Origin of the sequence: Staphylococcus sp. HMSC072H03, from assembly GCF_001809305.1 — a bacterium.
Taxonomy (GTDB): Bacteria; Bacillota; Bacilli; order Staphylococcales; family Staphylococcaceae; genus Staphylococcus; species Staphylococcus hominis.
In genome coordinates this window covers 1-18,816 of record NZ_KV796874.1, presented here as the reverse complement: position 1 = coordinate 18,816, position 18,816 = coordinate 1, and the positions used below count along the sequence as shown (strand labels likewise).

Genomic DNA, 18,816 nt, shown 5'->3' with positions numbered 1-18,816 from the left:
CAATAAAATATAGGAGGTATGAAGTTGGATTACGCACATTTAAATCTTGAGCACTTTTTTGCAAGACATGATGATTTAGACGTCATTAGAGATCGTTCTGAATTTGTAATGATAAATAATTTTACAAATGAAATGATGTATCGTGATGGTGATATTGAAGGGACAATTGATTTAAATCAATATTATTATAAGAATAGATCGCAAGCTGTCAGTTTTATTATGATGGATTATAAAAGAAATAACGAATAATTAAATATGTTAACCTTACTACAAATAACTATATTTATTTAATAGATAAAAATCATTGAGTAATGAAATGTTGAGTATTTCATTACTTTTTATTTTTTATTAAATTTCAATTTTGTTACTTTTATTTTATGAATATGTAACATTATAATTATAAAATTGTTTATGAGAATTAAAAATGTTAGAATTTATTATCATAGATGACTTTTCTATAAATGAAATTACAACATTAACCTAAGAGGTGTGAATATGACAAAGCACAGAAAAGGTTCTATTATAGGCCTAATAGGGTTACTTATTATTTTAGTAGCAGCTGGCTTCATTTTTTTCTCAATGATTTCTGATCAGATATTTTTCAAAAAAGTAAATGAAGTAGAGAAAGTTCAACATGTGAACGTCACGCTTGATAAAGCTGCTGCAAAACAAATAGATAACTATACAAGTCAACAAGTATCGAATAAAAACAATAATGCATGGAGAGATGCATCAGCAAGTGAAATTAAAGGTGCAATGGATAGTAGTAAATTTATCGATGATGATAAACAAAAATATCAATTTTTAGATTTATCTAAATATCAAGGGATTGATAAAAATCGTATCAAACGTATGTTGTTCGATCGACCTACATTATTGAAACATACTGATGCTTTTGTAAATGCTGCAAAAGAAAAACATGTTAATGAAGTCTATTTAATTTCTCATGCATTATTAGAAACAGGTTCAGTAAAAAGTGAACTTGCGAATGGTGTAAATATTGATGGTAAAAAATATTATAATTTTTATGGCGTTGGAGCTTTAGATGAAGATCCAATCAAAACAGGTGCTGAATATGCGAAAAAACATGGTTGGGATACACCAGAGAAAGCAATTAAAGGTGGCGCAGACTTTATTCATAAACACTTCCTATCTCACGATGATCAAAATACATTATATAGCATGAGATGGAATCCTATGAATCCTGGTGAACATCAATATGCGACTGATATTAAATGGGCTGAAAGTAATGCGGAAATTATTGCTGATTTCTATAAAGAAATGAAAACAGAAGGTAAATACTTCAAGCTATATGTTTATAAAGATGATCAAAAACATCAATAATCAAAATAAAAACCAACATTATCTTTAATTAGATGATGTTGGTTTTTTTATTTATTCAGCTTTGTTTTTTCTTGAAGCCCAAGTAAATCCAATGATAAAAACAATTAATGTTTTTAATAAAAATTTCATTGTTTAGTCACCTCAATATCTAAATTTTAACATAGTTACACATGATTATTTATGTTTTGAAATGGATCATCGTGTTAATAGTGAAACATTTTGAAGTCGAGAATCGTATTGGTATAATATGATAATATTCAACATAATACAAATATATAAAAGGATGATGTTAAATATGCGAGTAGCAATTATAGGCATGGGTACAGCAGGTGTAAGTGTACTTAGACAACTCGTTAAACATAAAGACTTTAAGCAATTAAAAGTCGATGTCTACGATAATGAATTTAATATGGGACAGGGTGTTCCTTTTCAAAATGATAGTAGTCAATTATTAATTAACTTACCCACTAAAAAGATGAGTTTAAATTTAGATGATGATGAAGAGTTTTGGAAATGGTATCAAACACAATCTGATTTTACGTTTAAAAATCCAAAGTATTTACCAAGATTTGTTTTTGGCCATTATATGAAATCATACTTATCAAATTATGAGACATTATATGATAACCTTACAGTCATTAAACAACCAGTACAAGAAGTCTTCATTAATTCAAATATAGATGAAACCACATTGAAATATTATGTCTGTACGTCTAAAGATATGAAGCATTGTCAAGTATATGATTACATATTTTTAACTATAGGTACTTTATCATATCACGATCCTTATCATTTAAAAGGTATAAAAGGTTATATTCAAACTCCTTACCCTACATATAATACTTTAGATGATGTACAAGAATCTGATGATATTGCTATTATTGGAACAGGATTAGCTAGTTTAGATGTAGTGCGTTATGTAGCGTTTCATCATCCTAAACTACCTATCACAATGACGAGTCGTTCTGCTCAATTGCCTAGCGTAAGAGGAAACATGAAAAAAATTGAGTTTCAATGTTTAACAAAATCTAAATTTAATGATATTAAAGATAAGTACTTTGGAAATGTGCCATTAGAGAAAGCATTCGATTTATTTAAAGAAGAGTGTGATTTAAATGGTATTGATTTACAGAAATTGGTTCACCGCCGAACAGGAGATACGATTAAAGATTTAAATTATGATTTAGAACATCCAGATGAGATAGGTATATTCCAAACATTAATAGAGAATGTCAAAGAAAATTTAAATTGGATTTGGAATAGTTTTAGTCGTCAAGATCAAATTGAATTCGATAAACGTTTCACTAAAATTATTCAACTTAACTCAAACCCTATGCCTCCAAGAACTGCAAAACTCATCAAGCAATTAATAAAAGATGGTTCATTAGTGATTAGAAAGGATTTAGAAAATGTGGTACATAAAAATGGACTATTTAATTTAAAATTTAAAAATGATGAACAATGGTATCCACATCATATTATTATTAATGCAACAGGTTCTAAAACACATTTAAAAGATTTAGATGAAGATGATCAATTTATCTTAAATCTTCAAAATCGACAAATTGTTCAAGCCCATCCTATGGGTGGAATACAAATTATCCCAGAAACAAATCAGGTGATTAGTCCAAGATATGGTACTTTAAATAATATGATTGCTATTGGACAAATCACTAATGGAGTAAATAAATTGCGGAATGGAGTAAAAATGATTGTTAATCAAGCGGTAAGTGCAGTGGATTATTTATATGAAATTCGAAAAGAATTTGATTATACAGTATAATGCTTTACACAATAATGAATAAATATCTCTTTAAGAGTTAAATTTAAAAATCAAATTGAAATTCTTTATTTGTAATTTTCCAAAAATAAATGTAAGATGATATATGTAGTACTAAACTACGATGACTCAAATTTAATCACAATTTCATACGTATTCTTTCGGGGCAGGGTGTAATTCCCAACCGGCAGTAATTAAGCCTGCGACCCACTTAATCTTAATTTATTAAGTGGCTGATCTAGTGAGACTCTAGAGCCGACAGTAAAAGTCTGGATGGGAGAAAGAATCAATCACATCATTACTGAATGATGTATAAGCATGCACAATATAAAAATTGTAGTACGCTTATTTAAGTATATACATGCCCTATGCCTGTGAAACAGGTATGGGGTTTTTTTAGAGGTGATAAATTGAGTGAATTTATGAAATATGCAATTCAATTAGCACAAATGGTGAAGGGACAAACTGGAGTTAATCCTCCTGTTGGCTCAGTTGTTGTGAAGGATGGGCGTATTGTGGGACTAGGTGCACATTTAAAGCAAGGAGAGAAACATGCGGAAGTTCAGGCTTTAGATATGGCACAAGATAAAGCAAAAGGCGGCACCATTTATATTTCTCTTGAACCCTGTACACATTATGGGTCAACACCACCTTGTGTGAATAAAATTATTGAACATGGGCTTAGTAAAGTGATTTATGCTGTAAAAGATACGACGTTATCTTCTGAGGGAGATATCATTCTTGAAAAGGCAGGTATTGAAGTTGAATATCAATATTCAGAAGAAGCTTTTGCTTTGTATGAAGATTTCTTCAAAGCAAAACAACATAAAATCCCTGAAATTACAGTAAAAGTCTCGACTTCGTTAGATGGGAAACAAGCGACTGATAGTGGACAAAGTCAATGGATTACGAATAAAGCTGTAAAACAAGATGTATATCGTTTAAGACATACTCATGATGCCGTATTAACTGGTAATGGAACGCTTGAAGCGGATAATCCACAATATACAACACGTATTCAAGATGGTAAACATCCAATAAGAATCATACTATCTAAGCGAGGTCAAATTGATTATTCAAAACAGATATTTCACGATCAATTAAGTGAAATTTGGATTTATACTGAAAATCATGAACTAAAAAGTCCAAGTCATCATATAAAAATAATATATTTAGAAACATGTAATTTAAAATCTATTTTATCTGATATATATCAAAGAGGTGTTGGCAGATTATTAGTAGAAGCTGGGCCTCATATAACTTCAGAATTTCTCCAATCTAATTATTTAGACCATCTTATTATTTATTATGCCCCGAAAATAATAGGCGGTATTGGAAAAAATCAATTTTATCAAACTGATAATGTCATTGATTTAGCTAATGCGCCACAATTTGAAGTGATTTCTACCGAGTCTATTCAACAAAATATTAAAATGACATTGCGAAAGAAGTGAAGATAAATGTTTACAGGTATCGTTGAAGAAATAGGTACTGTAAAGCGTATTCGCACTCAACAATCCGTAAGGACATTAGATATTTCATGTCAAAAAATTATAGAAGATATGCATATTGGTGATTCTATAAGCGTAAATGGTGCGTGTTTAACAGTCATTGATTTTAAACAAAATCAATTTTCTGTCCAAGTGATTAAAGGTACTGAAAATAAAACCTATTTAGCTAATATTAAAGAAAATGATGAAGTCAATCTTGAACGTGCAATGTCAGGTAGTGGACGTTTCGGAGGACATTTTGTATTAGGTCATGTAGATGCAAAAGGAACAATTATAAATATCAGAGAAACGCCTAATTCACGCATTGTATCTATTAAGGCATCGGACTCGGTCATCAAACAAATGGTTAAGCAAGGTTCTATTACTGTTGATGGCGTAAGTTTAACAATTTTTGACTTGCATCAACATAGTTTTGATATCCATCTTATTCCTGAAACAAGACGTTCAACGATTCTTTCTAATAAAAAAATGGGCGATGAAGTTCATCTTGAAACAGATGTATTATTTAAATATGTTGAAAGTATAGTTGGTAAAAATAAATCTGATTTATCAGTTGATAAATTAAAAGCATATGGTTTTTAGGAGGGGCTTAAATGAAATTCGATAGCATTGAAGAAGCGTTAGAAGCATTAAGAAATGGCGATAGTATTATTGTAGTAGATGATGAAGATCGTGAAAATGAAGGTGACTTAATTGCAGTCACTCAATGGATGAAAGATGATACCATTAATTATATGGCCAAAGAAGCGCGTGGATTAATTTGTGCTCCTATAAGTTCACAGATTGCTGAACGTCTAAATCTTAAAACTATGGTTGATGGTAATACAGATGAATACGGTACAAATTTCACTGTAAGTATCGATCATATCTCTACTACTACAGGAATTAGTGCATTTGATCGTACAGCAACAGCGAAAGCGTTAATTAATCCTGATTCTAAACCAGAAAGTTTCCATAAACCAGGACATTTATTTCCTTTAGTGTCTAAAGAAAAAGGTGTATTAGTTAGACCAGGACATACGGAGGCTGCTGTAGATTTAGCTAAATTAACTGGTGCTGCACCTGCTGGAGTTATATGTGAGATAATGAATGACGATGGTACGATGGCAAAAGGTAATGAATTACAACAATTTAAAGAGCGTCATCAATTAAAAATGATTACAATTGAAAGTTTAATTAATTATCGTCGCAAACAAGAAAGCGAAGGTATTGAACTTAAAGCAACTGTAAAAATGCCAACGGATATTGGTGATTTTAAAATGTATGGTTTTCAATCTCAATATACACATGAAGATATTGTTGTACTTGGCAAAGGAGAACCACGTACAACTGAAAATGTAAGACTACATTCTGCTTGTTTAACAGGTGATATTTTCCACAGTCAACGATGTGATTGTGGCGCTCAATTAGAAGCATCAATGAAATATATAAATGATCATGGTGGATTAATTATTTATTTACCACAAGAGGGTAGAGGCATTGGTTTAATGAATAAACTAAAAGCTTATGAATTAATTGAGCAAGGACATGATACGGTTACTGCAAACTTAGCATTAGGTTTTGATGAAGACTTAAGAGATTATCATATAGCTGCTCAAATTCTTAAATATTTTAATGTTCAACAAGTTAATTTATTAAGTAATAATCCTAAGAAATTTGAAGGCTTGGAAGATTATGGTATAAAAGTTGCAGATCGTACAGAAATTATTGTGCCAGAAACGGAACATAATCATCATTATATGGAAACAAAAAAATTGAAAATGGGACATCTTATTTAGGAGGAATTTAGAATGAATTTTGAAGGTAAATTAGTCGGTACAAATTTAAAAGTTGCAATAGTAGTGAGTAGATTTAATGATTTTATTACCAATCGTTTATTAGATGGAGCGAAAGATACATTAGTAAGACATGGTGTAGATGAAGATAACATTGATGTTGCGTATGTACCAGGTGCATTTGAAATTCCACTTGTTGCTAAAAAATTAGCGCAAAAAAATGATTATGATGCAGTGATTACTTTAGGCTGTGTCATTAGAGGTGCAACATCTCATTATGACTATGTTTGTAATGAAGTTGCTAAAGGCGTATCAAAAGCAAATGATGTTACGAATACACCAGTTATTTTCGGTGTTTTAACAACTGAAAGTATTGAACAAGCAGTTGAAAGAGCGGGTACGAAAGCAGGTAATAAAGGTGCAGAAGCGGCAGTAAGTGCAATTGAAATGGCAAACTTACTTAAACAGTTTTAATTAATGTAGAGCGTCTCGATAATTTTAAGGATTATCGAGACGCTCTGTATTTCAACGTTTTAGTAATTTCACAATACTAGATACTAATGTAAGTGTTCCTAAAGCTAGTCCACTAACTAAGCCAATTTTTTTTAGTGCTTCTGTTGAAATAAATTCTTGATAGGCAAGGGAAAGATTTTGAGGTCTCTCAGCCAGGCGACGCATGAAATAAGCAAACCAGTCATTGCCATATGGAACATAAACGGTAAAGTGATATCCTTGTCTAGCAATCTCTTCTGCTAATTCATTACGAAAACCATACAACATTTGAAATTCAAAAGTGCTTTTTTCAATATGATGATCTTTGACAAATTGTTTAACATGGTTAATGATTTTATCATCATGTGTTGCAATTGACGTAAAGTTTTTGGCATTAAGTAAACGTTTTTCAATAATATTTATATAATTTTTATCTATATCTTTTTTACTTTGATAAGCAATCGTATCATTTTCTTTATAAGCGCCTTTGACCAGTCTTAATCGTAATTCTGGGTACTTATCAATTAATTTCTCTGCATCATAAAGGTATCCTTGAATAACTGTACCGACATTTCTAAATTCTCCTTTTAACCTGTCTAAAATCTGTAATGTTTGTGATAAGCTATTATATTTTTCCATATCAATATTAATATGCATATTATCATAGGTATTAGCCTTTAATAAAATGTCTCTTAAATTTTGATAGGCTAACTCAGTATCAAATTCACCGCCTAATGAACTCACTTTCACCGACATATGTGCACTCACTTGATATTTATTAATAGCTTCCATTATCTCAAGAATTTCATTTTTAGCTTGAGTCGCTGCTGCTTTAGTATTAACAAATTCTCCAAGATTATCTACAGTAACATCAATATGTTTAGCGTTTAAACGTTCAATTGTATCAATGAGTTGTTCTATAGTATTACCCGCAACAACTCTATTAGCCCCCATGGTAGGTCCGATTTTTTTAGCCATTTCATTTAAATATGTAATATTTGATAATGTTATGAAAAAATCTCTGAATAAAGACATATCTATTCCTCCATCCCACTCGTATCTATCTCTATAACAAGTTTAGCATGAATACATCGTTTAAGAAAGCGTTTACATTTAGGAGGTAAAATACGTTTAAATTCATTAGTCATAAATTAAGAGAATCTATATACTGTTTAACAACAATTAAAGGTATAATTTGATATAATACATTTGATAAACATTCAATTAGAGAGGATTCAAAAATATGTGGAAGTGGGAAACAGAACATGACGCTAAAGGCGTAATCATCATAGTACATAATATGTTAGAACATACTGGTAGATATGCGTATGTGATTACGATGTTGAGACGTAATGGTTATCACGTAATTATGGGTGATTTACCTGGACAAGGTCAAACTTCACGAGCTAACAGAGGTCAACTACAACGTTTTGAAATTTACCATGAACAGTTAGTTGAATGGATAAAAATTGCAAACGAATATAAATTACCAACATTTGTTATGGGTGTTGGATTAGGTGGTTTAATTATTCTCAATTTACTTGAAAAGACTGAACTACCTATTGAGGGCATATTACTACTCTCTCCAATGCTTGAATTTAAGAAAAATTATAAAACACGAAAAAATATGTTTATATCTAATATTGGAAAGAGCTCAAAAGGTACACAATTTAAATTAGGAATAGATTATGAAGATTTAACTCGTAATTCAGAAGTGATTAATGAGACAAATCATGACGGATTGATGTTAAAGAAAGTATCTTACAAATGGTTTAACATTATTAATGAAACGATGAAAGACACATCACAACATATTAAAGATATCAAACCGTTACCCACTTTATTAATGTATGGTACCGAAGATAAAATTTTAGAAACATCTTCAATAGATATTTTAAAACAACAATTTCTTGCAGATGAATTTTATTTTAAAGCGTGGAAAGGGTTTTATCATGAGATTCACAATGAACCTGAACGAGATCAAGTCATGAGATATATATTAACTTTCTTGAATAATAGCGTAAATACAATGGGATTTATTGTACAAGAAGAAGATATTGAGGAAGTATAAGATAATCTTTAAAAATCTATAAAGAATAGCTCGTAGAAGACAGATATCTACGAGCCTATTCTATATCAAAATTATGGTTATAATATTATAAATGAGCTAAAATTACAATATAAGTAGAATTATAACTATCAATTACTTTTTATAAATTGTATGAATTTAGTATTAGAATTATAATATAAATATTGATTTAAAAAATATAGTTGATATATTATTAAAAAATACCAAATCGTATAAACTTAATAATAAATTGAATTATAGTTATTATACATAATATGAGAGATCAAGGGGAATGAATGATGAAATTACAAAAAAAAGAAACGGTATCTATGGTATTGAAATTAGAGAAATTATTGAAGGATATAGATTCTATATTTAGAATTATTTATGAGAAGTATCATTTAAATAAAGAAGAAGTACTTATTTTATTAACGTTATGGGAAAAGGGGCCTATGACATTAAAAGAGATGGATCAATACGTTAATATCAAGTCATATAAACGAACAAGAACGTATAATAATTTAGTTCAATCTGATTGGGTTTACAAAGAGCGTCCAATTGACGACGAACGTACGGTTATTATCCATTTTAATGAAGAAAAAAATAAATATAGAAATGAATTATTAGATTTTATTACTACTATTATTAAAAGAAAATATGAATCTTTAGAAAATAGTTTGAATTCATTGATGAGCGTTTAATATAAAAAAACCCATAAATTAAAACTACGATTTGATGTTTTAATTTATGGGTTTTAAAATTTAACGTTTTTCAATCGCACATATAAAAGGTGCATGATTAACTTGATTGATAAATTGATATTTTAATATGTGTGCTTTACTTTGATCAAAGTTTTCGAGATATTTTAATAATTCATCTCTTTCGATTTGTCCTTCCTCATGTCCATGATAAATCACTAGTACAATAATACCTTCTGTACTTAATAGTTTAAAAATACTTTCAATAGCTTGAATAGTGGTTTCAGGTTTAGTAACAATGGATTTATCACCTTTAGGCAGATATCCCAAATTGAAAATAGCTGCATCCACGTTTCCGATGATATCACTTGGTATATCATTTAAGATATTTTCATGTCCATCATGTATCAATGTAACATGTTTAAAAGGTGCTATTTTTTCTTTTGTATGTTCAATAGCTTCTTTTTGTATATCGAAACCAAACACTTTGCCATTTGGAACCTGTTTAGCTAAAAATAGGGTATCATGGCCGTTACCACAGGTAGCATCAATAACAATACTATCTTCTTGAATATGTTGCTTAATAAGTGTTTTAGCAAAAGGAAGAATGCGTTCTAATTTCATGAATTCACCTTAGTATTAGATGTGTAAAACTTACCTTGATAAGATTCACGACGTGCTAATTCATCATCTATTTCATTGAGAACTTCCCACTTGTTAACACTCCACATTGGTCCTACCATTAAATCAATCGGTCCATCTCCAGTAATACGATGAATAATCATGTCTGGCGGAAGGATTTCAAGTTGATCACACACTAAGTTTGTATAATCTTCTTGCGTCATAAATTCAAGCATACCTTTTTCGTATTGTTTAACCATTGGTGTACCTTTAAGTAAATGTAATAAATGGATTTTAATACCTTGAACATCCATTTGTGCCACTTCTCGTGCTGTTTCCATCATCATATGATAATCTTCACCTGGTAAGCCATTAATGATGTGTGTACATACGTTAATATTATGTTTACGCAATTTAGCTACACCTTCGTAATACGTTTGCATATCGTGAGCACGATTAATTAAATCAGAGGTCTTTTGATGAACTGTTTGAAGACCAAGTTCCACCCATAAATAAGTACGTTGATTTAGTTCAGCTAAGTATTCAACCACATCATCTGGCAGACAATCTGGACGTGTAGCGATAGATAAACCAATAACTCCTTCTTCTTTTAACACAGGTTCATATTTTTCTTTTAAAACTTCTACAGGTGCATGGGTATTAGTAAATGCTTGGAAGTAAGCAATATATTTACCTTCACTCCATTTTTCATGCATTCGTTCTTTAATTTGTTGGAATTGTACTTCAATTGGATCGGCTCTATTTCCTGCAAAGTCACCACTACCAGCTGCTGAACAAAATGTACAACCGCCATGTGCGACAGTACCATCTCTATTTGGACAGTCAAATCCGCCATCTAGAGCAACTTTAAAAATTTTCTGTCCGAATTTATTTTTTAAATGGTAATTCCATGTATGATATCGTTTATTTTCAAAGGCATACGGGAAATACTTACCCATAACACATTATCCTTTCTATCTAACTTAGTTCTAAGTAAAGATTTTAACATATTTTAATGTTATAGTGTTTATTATAGTTCGATAAAAATATAAAGAGAGGACTTAAAAATTATGAATATACCTAGATCAGTATGGTGGCTAGTTATAGGAATGGCATTAAATATAACTGGCTCTAGCTTTTTATGGCCTTTAAATACGATTTATATGAAAGAAGAATTAGGAAAAAGCTTGACAGTTTCTGGGATTGTTCTAATGATTAATTCTTTTGGAATGGTAGTTGGTAACTTACTAGGTGGAACGTTGTTCGATAAGTTAGGTGGTTATAGAACAATCATGATAGGTACTATTACTTGTTTGCTTAGTACAACATTACTTAATTTCTTTCATGGATGGCCGTGGTATGCAGTTTGGTTAGTGCTACTTGGTTTTGGTGGGGGAATGATTGTTCCAGCAATCTATGCAATGGCTGGTGCCGTTTGGCCTAATGGTGGCAGAACAACTTTTAATGCTATTTACTTAGCTCAAAACATAGGTGTTGCTACCGGAGCTGCAATGGGAGGATTCGTTGCTGAATTTAGCTTTAATTTTATCTTCTTAGCTAATTTAATCATGTACGTATTATTTGGAATTGTAGCCTTTACGCAATTTAATTTAGAATACCATGCTAAAGTGAAATCACCAGATAGTCTAGATATCCAAAGTAAAGAAAATAAAAAACGTTTTATAGCTTTAATACTATTATGTGCCATGTTTAGTATTTGTTGGATTGGATACATTCAATGGGAAACAACAATAGCTTCATTTACGCAACAAATTAATATTTCAATGTCTCAATATAGTGTATTATGGACAGTAAATGGAATTATGATTTTAGTTGCACAACCATTAATTAGACCAGTCATTCGTTTGTTAAAAGGAAACTTAAAATATCAAATGTTTGTTGGTATTTTAATTTTTATGTTGTCATTCTTTGTTACAAGTTTTGCAGAACAATTTACTGTTTTCTTAATAGGAATGATTATTCTTACTTTTGGTGAAATGTTTGTATGGCCTGCAGTACCAACGATTGCCAATTATTTAGCACCGCAAGGTAAGCAAGGTCAATATCAGGGTGTAGTAAATTCTGCATCAACTGTAGGGAAAGCATTTGGTCCTCTAATCGGGGGTATATTGGTAGATACATTCAATATGAGTGCAATGTTCATAGGAATGATCATTCTTTTATTAATTGGAATGTTTTTCTTATCTATTTTTGATAAGGGTCTACCAAAACATTCACAACATGAAAATCGTTGAAAGACAACTTGAAATTAAACATATAAAATATGCTGAACCACTTGCAATTAGGTTACGAATCTCATAATATTAAACTGTATTGGAGTAGTAACTTAAATACTTTTCTAAAGAGAGCTAGTGGTGGTGCAAACTAGCGTTAAGAATTAAGTGAACTTACCGTTAATTAATCGAATTTAAAACATCTCTTACTATTATAAAGTGCACATGTAAAATGTGAATGAGGGTGGTACCGCGGCTAAAGAAAGTCGTCCCTGTCAAAAGTAATAGTTTGAGGTGTTTTATTTTTATTAGGAGGAAAATACTTTGGGTTATAATCACAAAGAGATTGAACAGAAATGGCAAAATTATTGGGCTGAGAATAAAACATTCAAAGCAAGCGATAATTTAGGCCAAAAAAAATTCTATGCATTAGATATGTTTCCATATCCATCTGGTGCGGGATTACACGTAGGACATCCAGAAGGATATACTGCAACGGATATTATTTCTCGTTATAAACGTATGCAAGGATATAATGTATTACATCCAATGGGGTGGGATGCCTTTGGATTACCCGCTGAGCAGTACGCGTTAGATACAGGAAATGATCCTAGAGAATTTACTAAAAAGAATGTTCAAACATTTAAACGTCAAATTCAAGAACTAGGTTTTAGTTATGACTGGGATCGAGAAGTTAATACTACAGATCCTGAATATTATAAATGGACGCAATGGATTTTTATTCAGCTTTATAATAAAGGACTCGCATATGTAGATGAGGTTGCAGTAAACTGGTGTCCAGCACTTGGTACAGTGTTATCAAATGAAGAGGTTGTAGATGGTGTATCAGAACGTGGAGGTCATCCTGTATATAGACGTCCGATGAAACAATGGGTATTAAAAATTACAGAATATGCCGATCGTTTATTAGAAGATTTAGATGAATTAGATTGGCCTGAATCAATTAAAGATATGCAAAGAAACTGGATTGGTCGTTCTGAAGGTGCACGTGTGTCATTTAATGTTGAAAATACTAATGACACTATTGATGTGTTTACAACACGTCCAGATACTATCTACGGTACAACATTCTTAGTACTTAGTCCTGAACATGCGTTAGTGAATGAAATGACTACTGATGACAAAAAAGAAGTGGTTAAACAGTATCAAGAAGAAGCATCAAAAAAATCAGACTTAGAGCGTACTGATTTAGCAAAAGATAAATCAGGTGTGTTTACTGGGGCGTATGCTATTAACCCATTATCAGGTAAAAAACTTCCAATTTGGATTGCTGATTATGTATTATCGACTTATGGTACGGGTGCAGTGATGGCAGTACCAGGACATGATGAGCGCGACCATGAATTTGCTAAGAAATTTGATTTACCTATCATTGAAGTCATCGAGGGCGGAAATGTTCAAGAAGAAGCATATACTGGAGAAGGAGCACATATCAATTCTGGCGAACTAGATGGGCTAGATAATAAAGAAGCAATTTCTAAAGCAATTACTTTACTCGAAGCCAAAGGTGCTGGCGAGAAAAAAGTGAATTACAAATTACGTGACTGGTTATTTAGTAGACAACGTTATTGGGGAGAACCAATTCCAGTGATTCATTGGGAAGATGGTACGATGACAACTGTGCCTGAAGAAGAACTTCCATTATTACTTCCTGAAACTGACCAAATCAAACCATCTGGTACGGGTGAATCACCATTAGCCAATATTGATGACTTTGTAAATGTTGTTGATGAAAAAACAGGCATGAAAGGTCGTCGCGAAACAAATACTATGCCACAATGGGCTGGTAGTTGTTGGTATTATTTACGATATATTGATCCACATAATGAGAATATGTTAGCAGATCCAGAGAAATTAAAACATTGGTTGCCGGTAGACTTATATATTGGTGGAGTAGAACATGCGGTACTTCACTTACTGTATTCAAGATTCTGGCATAAAGTATTATATGATTTAGGTGTAGTTCCTACGAAAGAACCATTCCAAAAATTATTCAACCAAGGTATGATTCTCGGTGAAGGCAACGAAAAAATGAGTAAATCTAAGGGTAACGTTGTTAATCCTGATGATATCGTAGCATCACATGGCGCAGATACATTACGCCTATATGAAATGTTTATGGGACCATTAGATGCAGCTATAGCATGGAGTGAAAATGGATTAGATGGCTCTAGACGTTTCTTAGATCGTGTATGGAGATTATTCATTAATGAAGATGGGTCATTATCTAATAAAATTGTTGAAAATAACGATAATTCATTAGATAAAGTTTATAATCAAACGGTTAAAAAAGTGACTGAAGACTTTGATACTCTTAACTTTAATACGGCAATTAGTCAATTAATGGTATTTATCAATGATTGTTATAAAGCGAATCACATTTACAAACCTTATGTAGAAGGATTTGTTAAAATGTTAGCACCAATTGCCCCTCACATTAGTGAAGAGTTATGGCAACGTTTAGGCAATCAAGAAACTATTACGTATCAACCTTGGCCTACGTATAATGAATCATTACTTGTAGATGATGAGATTGAAATTGTAGTGCAAGTTAATGGTAAAGTAAGAGCGAAAATCAATATTCCTAAAGACTTATCTAAAGAAGATATGCAAGAGTTAGCATTACAAAATGAAAATGTTAAACTATCTATAGAAGGTAAAGAGATTAAAAAAGTTATCGCTGTACCTCAAAAATTAGTGAATATCGTTGCAAAATAATGGAAGAGGAGTTTTAAAATGGAAACAATAACAGTAGATCAATTAAAAGAGAAAATACTAGGATCTAATCCAGTAAATATTATCGATGTGCGAACAGATGAAGAAACTGCAATGGGGACAATTCCTGGAGCTAAAACTATTCCAATGGATCAAATTGCTGATAACTTAAATCAATTTAATAAAAATGAAACGTACTACATCGTTTGTGCTGCAGGTGTTCGTAGTGAAAAAGTAGCGAACTACCTTGAAAATGAAGGTATTCATGCAGTTAATGTTGAAGGGGGCATGCAAGCATGGGGTGATGAAGGTATTGAAATAGACAGTATATAATGATTTATAGATATTTAAACAATAATACAGAAAAACAGCGAAGTTATGATTCTTCGCTGTTTTTTTATAATTTAACTTATTTTTAATATTTTTATATTATTTAGTTGTAGTACTTTTAATTTTATTATGATATTATATTTAAGTGTGAATATAATATTATGTAAGTGAGAGTAACAACTATAGCATACATAAAACATTTTCATTATAACAATTGACATCAAGAGAGAACATCAAGGAGGAAACATAATGAATCTTTTTAAAAAACAGAAATTTAGTATTCGTAAATTTAGTGTGGGGACATTTTCAACGCTAATTGCTACATTAGTGTTTTTATCACATCCTGGTCATGCAGCAACTCATGATGCAGAAACAAATACAAGTGCGCCACAAACGAATGAAAGTGCGACGATTAATAAACAAAATACTAATATTGAACAACCACATAATGAAACAACGTCAGCAAATACATCTAATTCAAATGAAAATAATCGAAATAATGAAAGTAATACTTCAAGTGATTATTCAATTAACCGTGAACGTGAAGAAGGTACAGTGAATAATGTAATTAATAGCACTGAAAATAATACAAATCATAATGAGAAAGTAACAACTAATGACGTAGTTAGTAATGAAAATAATCATGAAACTACAAACGTTAATCAACCACATAGAAGAGGGAAACGTTCAGTAGATAACACTCCTAGTACTACAAATACAGATCCGATGGCTGTAAATGAACAAAATACTGGTCAAATCATTAATGGGACATTTACAGATAATTCACAGGGTGCGACGATACCGACTAAGAATTTAGAGTCTGCAATGAATGAAGCAAATACTGTACCGGGTTGGCATGTAAATAGTAATGATCAAACCATCATTCCATTAATTTGGGGTCCTAAATCGTTGCCCGCATACAATCCTTATATATTCGATAAAACCAATAATAAAATTGGTGTAGTACTATCAAAATATAATGGTAACTTTAATCAAGTTCCAGGTATAGCTGATCCTACAGTAGGATCAATTTACCAAGATGTTGATGTTACTCCTGGATCAGAAATCCAATTACATTATATTTCTAGTAGTATGAATAATATATGGGGGGTTAATGGTGCAAGAGTGTATATTTACGATGCGAATAATCCTTCTACACTTTTATATAAAGGAACTCCGGATATATTACAGAACCCAATTGGTAACTTTGTAGGTGTATTTCAAGTGCCAGAAACAGTCTCACGATTAAGATTAAGATTTGAATCGGCATTAAATCGTAGTACTGATTCTACTAATGGACATAGACTCCTTACTGGTCCTAATAACTTTGGAGGCGGAGTGTTAGCTGATGTTACCATTAATAGTGGCGCATATTTAACTGCGACAGTAAATAATACACACTACTTTGCACAATCTGGATCCATAAATGCTGATCGAGTTTATCAAGAAATAGGGTTTAGAATTGAAAATAGAGGACATTCTAGTTCAAATAAAACAGAATATACGATTGTTTTACCAGAAGATGTGACATATGTATCTACAAAAAATGCTACTGGAAAATTTAATGCAGCAACTAAAGAGTTAACAGTTAAAATAGATCGACTTGAAGCAGGAGCAAGTAAAAATATTTCTATAGGATTATCCTTACCAACTGATCGACCAATTGAAAAAGAATTCTTAGGACATTTGACTTATGTTACAGATGGTATAAATATGAATAGGTTAAGTGATTCTAAAGATTTTGGACGTAATAATGGCGATCATTATACAAGATACGGTGTGCATAATGAATTTGTAAGTGTTGATTCTGCTATGCGACAAGGAGATATTGTATTAGATAAACAAACTATTACAGTTAAAATGTATAAGCAACATTTGAGAGACAAAGTAACAGAAATTGAGGATGATTTAGCCAATCTTGATCAAAACGATAATTCACCAGAAGTATGGGAAGCAATGCAAGTGGTACTTAGAAAAGCTAAAGAAGTATTAGCTGAAACAGATGAGATGCCTATAAGTGAATTGAAAGATCAAGCAACGATTAATAGTATCGATTTAAATTTAGATAAAGCACATGCTAAATTATCATTAGACAAAGTTGCAAGAACTAAAAGAGCGCTCTTTATGGGTAACGATACAGCTACAATTGAAGAAAAAAATGCTGTGATTGAGCAAGTGAATCAAGCACTACAATCTAGTTATACAGCTGTTGATCAATCAATGACTTCAAATGATGTAGCAACAAATAAAGACACTGGAATTAATGAAATTACAATGATTGATCTTACTCCAACAGTAAAGCAAGCAGCAATTGATGAATTAACTGAAAGAGCAAATGCTAAAAAAGTAGAGTTTGATAATAATCCTGATGCAACAGTAGAAGAAAAAGAAGCTGCAAAAGCAACGATTGATAATTTAGTGTCAGAGGCTACAACAAATATTATGAATGAAACTACAAATAATGGTGTAGCGCAACAAAAAACAAGTAGTATAGATAGTGTGAATGCTGCTACTATAACTCCAATTGTTCGAAGTAACGCTAGAACTGCAATAGATAATATAGCATCTGCAAGAAAAGTTGAAATAGATAAGGATAATAATGCAACTTTAGAAGAAAAAAATGCAGCTAAAACTGAGATAGATAATTTGGTAGCTAGAGCAAAAGCAGATATTAATAGTCTAAATCACAATAATGAAATTGAAATATTAAAAGAAAACAAAGTAAACGAAATATCACAAGTAGTAGCGCATCCAGTAAAGAAAAATGCTGCTGCACAAGCAATTGATCAAGCCGCTATAGCTAAAAAACAAGAAATTGATTTAATAGAAGATGCGACTATAGAAGAAAAAGAAGTCGCAAAAGCAAAAGTAGATAAAATAGTAACCGAAGCTAAAAATAACATTAATCAAGCAACTACTAATTCAAGTGTAGATGATGCACAAAATGAAGGAATAACTGCAATTAATGCAGTTATTCCAGAAGTGGTTAAAAAATCAGATGCAAGAGATACAATCGATGAGGTAGCCCGAATTAAAAAAGCAGCAATTGATCAAACACCTGATGCAACAGTAGAAGAAAAAGAGGCAGCAATAGCGAAAATAGATCAAGAGGTTACTAAGGCTAAGGAACAAATTCATCAAGCACTAAAAAATGAAAATGTAGATACTGCTAAAATAAATGGTACGAATTTTATTAATGCAATCCAACCAGAAATTACGAAAAAAAT

The 18,816-nt window shown here is 31.4% G+C and carries 16 protein-coding genes, 1 riboswitch and 1 other annotated feature; of the genes, 13 read left to right on the top strand and 3 right to left on the bottom strand.

What is annotated here, in order from left to right:
* The first annotated feature begins 24 nt into the window (after positions 1-24).
* The 7 genes from HMPREF2578_RS01875 (at position 25) to ribE (HMPREF2578_RS01845) (ending at position 6,884) form a co-directional block, all read left to right on the top strand.
* A complete protein-coding gene (locus tag HMPREF2578_RS01875) occupies positions 25-249 on the top strand; it encodes a hypothetical protein (RefSeq protein WP_002449634.1) in 225 nt (74 codons plus the stop codon).
* 246 nt (positions 250-495) lie between these two features.
* The gene (locus HMPREF2578_RS01870) at positions 496-1,344 is read left to right on the top strand and encodes a peptidoglycan release complex glucosaminidase SagB (protein ID WP_037541107.1); all 849 of its coding nucleotides are present in this window, start codon (positions 496-498) and stop codon (positions 1,342-1,344) included.
* Between the two features lie 295 nt (positions 1,345-1,639).
* The gene (locus HMPREF2578_RS01865; protein WP_017176361.1) at positions 1,640-3,127 is read left to right on the top strand and encodes an FAD/NAD(P)-binding protein; all 1,488 of its coding nucleotides are present in this window, start codon (positions 1,640-1,642) and stop codon (positions 3,125-3,127) included.
* A 150-nt stretch (positions 3,128-3,277) separates the two neighbouring features.
* A riboswitch (FMN riboswitch) is annotated at positions 3,278-3,413 on the top strand.
* Between the two features lie 121 nt (positions 3,414-3,534).
* The gene (gene ribD, locus HMPREF2578_RS01860; RefSeq protein ID WP_017176360.1) at positions 3,535-4,578 is read left to right on the top strand and encodes a bifunctional diaminohydroxyphosphoribosylaminopyrimidine deaminase/5-amino-6-(5-phosphoribosylamino)uracil reductase RibD; all 1,044 of its coding nucleotides are present in this window, start codon (positions 3,535-3,537) and stop codon (positions 4,576-4,578) included.
* Between the two features lie 6 nt (positions 4,579-4,584).
* A complete protein-coding gene (gene ribE / locus HMPREF2578_RS01855) occupies positions 4,585-5,217 on the top strand; it encodes a riboflavin synthase (protein WP_017176359.1) in 633 nt (210 codons plus the stop codon).
* 11 nt (positions 5,218-5,228) lie between these two features.
* The gene (locus HMPREF2578_RS01850) at positions 5,229-6,413 is read left to right on the top strand and encodes a bifunctional 3,4-dihydroxy-2-butanone-4-phosphate synthase/GTP cyclohydrolase II (RefSeq protein ID WP_017176358.1); all 1,185 of its coding nucleotides are present in this window, start codon (positions 5,229-5,231) and stop codon (positions 6,411-6,413) included.
* Positions 6,414-6,425: 12 nt separating this feature from the next.
* Positions 6,426-6,884: a 6,7-dimethyl-8-ribityllumazine synthase gene (gene ribE / locus HMPREF2578_RS01845; protein WP_002455177.1), complete on the top strand. Its 459-nt coding sequence runs from the start codon at positions 6,426-6,428 to the stop codon at positions 6,882-6,884.
* 51 nt (positions 6,885-6,935) lie between these two features.
* On the opposite strand, the gene HMPREF2578_RS01840 is transcribed toward ribE (HMPREF2578_RS01845), so the two are convergent.
* Entirely contained in the window at positions 6,936-7,937 is a 1,002-nt protein-coding gene (locus HMPREF2578_RS01840) for a proline dehydrogenase family protein (RefSeq protein ID WP_017176357.1), read from the bottom strand.
* Between the two features lie 208 nt (positions 7,938-8,145).
* Between HMPREF2578_RS01840 and HMPREF2578_RS01835 the strand changes: the two genes are divergently transcribed.
* Entirely contained in the window at positions 8,146-8,973 is an 828-nt protein-coding gene (locus tag HMPREF2578_RS01835) for an alpha/beta fold hydrolase (protein WP_017176356.1), read from the top strand.
* A 296-nt stretch (positions 8,974-9,269) separates the two neighbouring features.
* Positions 9,270-9,671 carry a transcriptional regulator, SarA/Rot family gene (locus HMPREF2578_RS01830; RefSeq protein ID WP_002449620.1) on the top strand — a complete coding sequence of 134 codons (402 nt, stop codon included), beginning with the start codon at positions 9,270-9,272 and terminating at the stop codon, positions 9,669-9,671.
* Between the two features lie 60 nt (positions 9,672-9,731).
* Here HMPREF2578_RS01830 and HMPREF2578_RS01825 read toward each other — a convergent pair whose 3' ends face one another.
* Together HMPREF2578_RS01825 and HMPREF2578_RS01820 are read right to left on the bottom strand one after the other, a co-directional pair.
* The gene (locus HMPREF2578_RS01825) at positions 9,732-10,292 is read right to left on the bottom strand and encodes a tRNA 5-(aminomethyl)-2-thiouridylate-methyltransferase MnmM (RefSeq protein WP_017176355.1); all 561 of its coding nucleotides are present in this window, start codon (positions 10,290-10,292) and stop codon (positions 9,732-9,734) included.
* On the bottom strand, positions 10,289-11,248 hold the full coding sequence (locus HMPREF2578_RS01820; RefSeq protein WP_017176354.1) for a tRNA modification radical SAM protein MnmL/YtqA: 960 nt from the start codon (positions 11,246-11,248) through the stop codon (positions 10,289-10,291). The genes HMPREF2578_RS01825 and HMPREF2578_RS01820 overlap by 4 nt, the downstream gene beginning before the upstream one ends.
* A gap of 111 nt (positions 11,249-11,359) precedes the next feature.
* Here HMPREF2578_RS01820 and HMPREF2578_RS01815 point away from each other — a divergent pair, with 111 nt between their 5' ends.
* The 4 genes from HMPREF2578_RS01815 to HMPREF2578_RS01800 form a co-directional block, all read left to right on the top strand.
* Positions 11,360-12,544, top strand: a complete 1,185-nt coding sequence (locus HMPREF2578_RS01815; protein ID WP_025987199.1) for an MDR family MFS transporter — start codon at positions 11,360-11,362, stop codon at positions 12,542-12,544.
* Between the two features lie 65 nt (positions 12,545-12,609).
* Positions 12,610-12,800 (top strand) — a binding site (T-box leader).
* 47 nt (positions 12,801-12,847) lie between these two features.
* Entirely contained in the window at positions 12,848-15,262 is a 2,415-nt protein-coding gene (gene leuS, locus HMPREF2578_RS01810; protein WP_017176352.1) for a leucine--tRNA ligase, read from the top strand.
* Between the two features lie 18 nt (positions 15,263-15,280).
* Positions 15,281-15,592 carry a rhodanese-like domain-containing protein gene (locus HMPREF2578_RS01805; RefSeq protein ID WP_017176351.1) on the top strand — a complete coding sequence of 104 codons (312 nt, stop codon included), beginning with the start codon at positions 15,281-15,283 and terminating at the stop codon, positions 15,590-15,592.
* A gap of 246 nt (positions 15,593-15,838) precedes the next feature.
* Positions 15,839-18,816, top strand: a 2,978-nt coding sequence (locus HMPREF2578_RS01800) for a SasC/FmtB family protein (RefSeq protein WP_141743915.1), incomplete at its 3' end; no start/stop codon positions are given.

What these genes read in the sequence shown, in the direction of transcription:
- ribE (WP_017176359.1), top strand. Translation starts at nt 4,585, where the DNA reads ATGTTTACAGGTATCGTTGAAGAAATAGGTACTGTAAAGCGTATTCGC.
- ribE (WP_002455177.1), top strand. Translation starts at nt 6,426, where the DNA reads ATGAATTTTGAAGGTAAATTAGTCGGTACAAATTTAAAAGTTGCAATA.
- HMPREF2578_RS01840 (WP_017176357.1), bottom strand. Translation starts at nt 7,937, where the DNA reads ATGTCTTTATTCAGAGATTTTTTCATAACATTATCAAATATTACATAT.
- HMPREF2578_RS01820 (WP_017176354.1), bottom strand. Translation starts at nt 11,248, where the DNA reads ATGGGTAAGTATTTCCCGTATGCCTTTGAAAATAAACGATATCATACA.
- HMPREF2578_RS01850 (WP_017176358.1), top strand. Translation starts at nt 5,229, where the DNA reads ATGAAATTCGATAGCATTGAAGAAGCGTTAGAAGCATTAAGAAATGGC.
- HMPREF2578_RS01825 (WP_017176355.1), bottom strand. Translation starts at nt 10,292, where the DNA reads ATGAAATTAGAACGCATTCTTCCTTTTGCTAAAACACTTATTAAGCAA.
- HMPREF2578_RS01835 (WP_017176356.1), top strand. Translation starts at nt 8,146, where the DNA reads ATGTGGAAGTGGGAAACAGAACATGACGCTAAAGGCGTAATCATCATA.
- HMPREF2578_RS01870 (WP_037541107.1), top strand. Translation starts at nt 496, where the DNA reads ATGACAAAGCACAGAAAAGGTTCTATTATAGGCCTAATAGGGTTACTT.
- HMPREF2578_RS01830 (WP_002449620.1), top strand. Translation starts at nt 9,270, where the DNA reads ATGAAATTACAAAAAAAAGAAACGGTATCTATGGTATTGAAATTAGAG.
- HMPREF2578_RS01865 (WP_017176361.1), top strand. Translation starts at nt 1,640, where the DNA reads ATGCGAGTAGCAATTATAGGCATGGGTACAGCAGGTGTAAGTGTACTT.
- HMPREF2578_RS01815 (WP_025987199.1), top strand. Translation starts at nt 11,360, where the DNA reads ATGAATATACCTAGATCAGTATGGTGGCTAGTTATAGGAATGGCATTA.
- HMPREF2578_RS01805 (WP_017176351.1), top strand. Translation starts at nt 15,281, where the DNA reads ATGGAAACAATAACAGTAGATCAATTAAAAGAGAAAATACTAGGATCT.